This window comes from Pseudorhodobacter sp. (assembly GCF_030452865.1).
Lineage (GTDB): Bacteria > Pseudomonadota > Alphaproteobacteria > Rhodobacterales > Rhodobacteraceae > Pseudorhodobacter.
In genome coordinates this window covers 1-2,440 of record NZ_JAKDLJ010000481.1, presented here as the reverse complement: position 1 = coordinate 2,440, position 2,440 = coordinate 1, and the positions used below count along the sequence as shown (strand labels likewise).

Annotated in this window: 4 protein-coding genes; 2 read left to right on the top strand and 2 right to left on the bottom strand. The window is 59.1% G+C overall.

What is annotated here, in order from left to right:
- Positions 1-250: 250 nt before the first annotated feature.
- The gene (locus L0H65_RS18365; protein WP_301460654.1) at positions 251-568 is read right to left on the bottom strand and encodes an antibiotic biosynthesis monooxygenase; all 318 of its coding nucleotides are present in this window, start codon (positions 566-568) and stop codon (positions 251-253) included.
- Positions 569-810: 242 nt separating this feature from the next.
- Between L0H65_RS18365 and L0H65_RS18360 the strand changes: the two genes are divergently transcribed.
- The gene (locus L0H65_RS18360; protein WP_301460653.1) at positions 811-1,017 is read left to right on the top strand and encodes a cold-shock protein; all 207 of its coding nucleotides are present in this window, start codon (positions 811-813) and stop codon (positions 1,015-1,017) included.
- A gap of 95 nt (positions 1,018-1,112) precedes the next feature.
- On the opposite strand, the gene L0H65_RS18355 is transcribed toward L0H65_RS18360, so the two are convergent.
- On the bottom strand, positions 1,113-1,553 hold the full coding sequence (locus L0H65_RS18355) for a hypothetical protein (RefSeq protein WP_301460652.1): 441 nt from the start codon (positions 1,551-1,553) through the stop codon (positions 1,113-1,115).
- 223 nt (positions 1,554-1,776) lie between these two features.
- On the opposite strand from L0H65_RS18355, the gene L0H65_RS18350 reads away from it, so the two are divergent.
- A partial coding sequence (locus L0H65_RS18350; protein ID WP_301460651.1) for a hypothetical protein occupies positions 1,777-2,440 on the top strand: 664 nt, incomplete at its 3' end.

Below are 2,440 nucleotides of genomic sequence, written 5' to 3'. Positions count from 1 at the left end.
GGACGATCCGCGCGATCTGTTCGGTATGATTCAGCGCGCAAAACCACGTTGAGGCGAGGCAATCCCGATATCCTGCGGAAACTGGGAGTATTCGCAACGCCGCCAACCGGAACGGAAGATCAGGTTGCGCCTGCGGGAGGAGGAAGCCGACCCTGTGGGACCCAGCCGCTTTTCAAAGCGGCGAGTCCAACGATGGTTGGGCGCGCGGAAGATGCCCCCTGACACTTTGTGACCGGTCGACCGTTGCCCGTCAGAACACTTCGACCACCTCATACATCACTGGCTCAAACCGGCTGCATAAGCCGTGGATTACCCGGTTTCTTTCGCGCATCTCGCCCGTCCGCAGCATGGCCTGAAAATCCTCGCGCCGTCGCCATTTCGAATAATTGGCGATCCGGGTCTGTGCGTCGTTCATGTGAAGCCCCGCACCGAGGAACCCCGGTTGGTGCCGGATGAATTCCGCATAGGCCGATTGCAGCGCCTCCATCAGATCGGCGGCCGTTCCGGGTGACATCTCGAACGTCGTGATCACGGTCTGCCCGTCAAAATCCTTGCTGATCTCTGCCATGGTCATTCCTCCGCTTTTCCACATCCTGCCCATTCTGCCCGATGATACGCCACTGTTTTCCGCTGATGAAAGCCCGGAACAAGCGAATCCCTTGATTTTTTGTCCAACAGGGGCTAATTGTGGCGTGCGACGTTATCTCTATCGAACACTGCCTACCGTCTTACGGCCACAGCAACTCGATTCTCAGCTGACGTGCCGAGCCGCCGCATGATGCGGGCGGAGAAAAGACAGGAGTGATCACGATGGCCAAGGGCACCGTGAAATGGTTCAACGAAACAAAGGGCTTCGGCTTTATCGCGCCTGAAGGCGGCAGCAAGGATGTGTTCGTTCACATCACCGCGCTGGAACGGGCGGGTCTGCGGACGCTGGCCGATGGCGCTGCGGTAACCTTCGATATCGAAGCGGGCCGGGATGGCCGCGAATCGGCGACCAACCTTTCGCTCGCGTAAGGTTTCGGGCATAGGCTCATGTCTGGGGGCGGGCCGTTGGCTTGGCCCTTTTCATATCGGCTCTTTTCTTGTTGGATAAAGGCGTTGGCCGACGTTCAGGCGGCGTGGAACATCGTCCGGTCGCGCATTGCATGCTCAAACCCCACCCGAAGCGACACCGCCGAAACCGGCGCGCGCAAGATGATCGGGTCGCAGGTTTCCTGCGGAAACGCTTGTTCCCGACATTCCGACGATACCAGAATTACAGGCATTCCGACGCCATCCTCGCGCAACAGTGCGACCAGTTTTTCGCTGGCGGCCAATCCGCCCATAGGATCACATTCGATCACAAAGAGATCAAAATCGGCGAGGTCGGCTTTCAAGGCGTTGATCGCGGAAAAAGCGTCATTCCGCAGCTCGATCTGCCCGCCAAGACCAGCGATTCGAATGCCTGCCTTGCTGTCGCGCGGCTCCGTCGCATCCGCAAGGAGCATGACCCGCGCGCCCCATCCGACGATAGCTGAATTCACCACCTGCTCTTGACTAAATATCTGCATTTCTTGGCTCCACCGGTTTTTGACTGCGTTAAGTAAAGCGCAAGACCTTGGGCAGAATATGGAAAAACTATGGGCATTTTCCCGCACCGCAACACATCTGTGTTGAGAACAAGGCAGCCGCCCCTATCAACCCAATATGCGCCGAATGTCTTGCGGAAGCGTTAAAGGAAATTGCCCCGGTGTCGAAGCTGTGCTTTTCTCTCCCGACAACGAAGGAGCGGCCATGACAGGGTTTCGCATTGACATGCACGCGCATTTCTACGGCGGGGCATTGCCGGAAATCTTGCGCAAACGCCAGGGGCGGCCGCGCCTGCGCCGTCTCCCTGACGGGACAGAATCCATGCTGGCGATGAATGGCGAATTCCCGTTCTCTGCTGCCTATTCGGATCCGGCGGTTGGCCTTGCGCAGATGGATGCAATGGGCATCACGCATCGAATGATCACCTTTCCGGGTGCGCTCGGTGTTGACCTGCTGCCGGCAGAGTATGCGCCCGCGATCTCCGCCTTCAATCGTCATCTTGTGGGTCTCACTAACGAAACCAAAGGCCGGCTGATCGGACTTGCCGGCCTGCCGCTGGCCGATATTGCGCTGGCAACACGGGAAATGGCCGCGATCCGTCACCTGGGTCTGCCCGGTGTGATCCTGCCGGGTAACTACTTTCTGACAGCGGACGCGGTGCAACCCCTGCGCCCTGTGCTGGCGGAGGCGTCGCGCATCGGCGCGCTGATCATGGTGCATCCGGGGCTGCTGGTCGGGCAAGACCCACCGCCGCTGCCGCACGATCACCCGCAATACCGTACCTCGGCGCTGGATCTGCAAAACCAGATCGCGCAAACTGCGCTGACTCTGGTGATTTCCGACCTGTTGGAAACCTATCCCGGCATCC

What these genes read in the sequence shown, in the direction of transcription:
- L0H65_RS18365 (WP_301460654.1), bottom strand. Translation starts at nt 568, where the DNA reads ATGGCAGAGATCAGCAAGGATTTTGACGGGCAGACCGTGATCACGACG.
- L0H65_RS18360 (WP_301460653.1), top strand. Translation starts at nt 811, where the DNA reads ATGGCCAAGGGCACCGTGAAATGGTTCAACGAAACAAAGGGCTTCGGC.
- L0H65_RS18355 (WP_301460652.1), bottom strand. Translation starts at nt 1,553, where the DNA reads ATGCAGATATTTAGTCAAGAGCAGGTGGTGAATTCAGCTATCGTCGGA.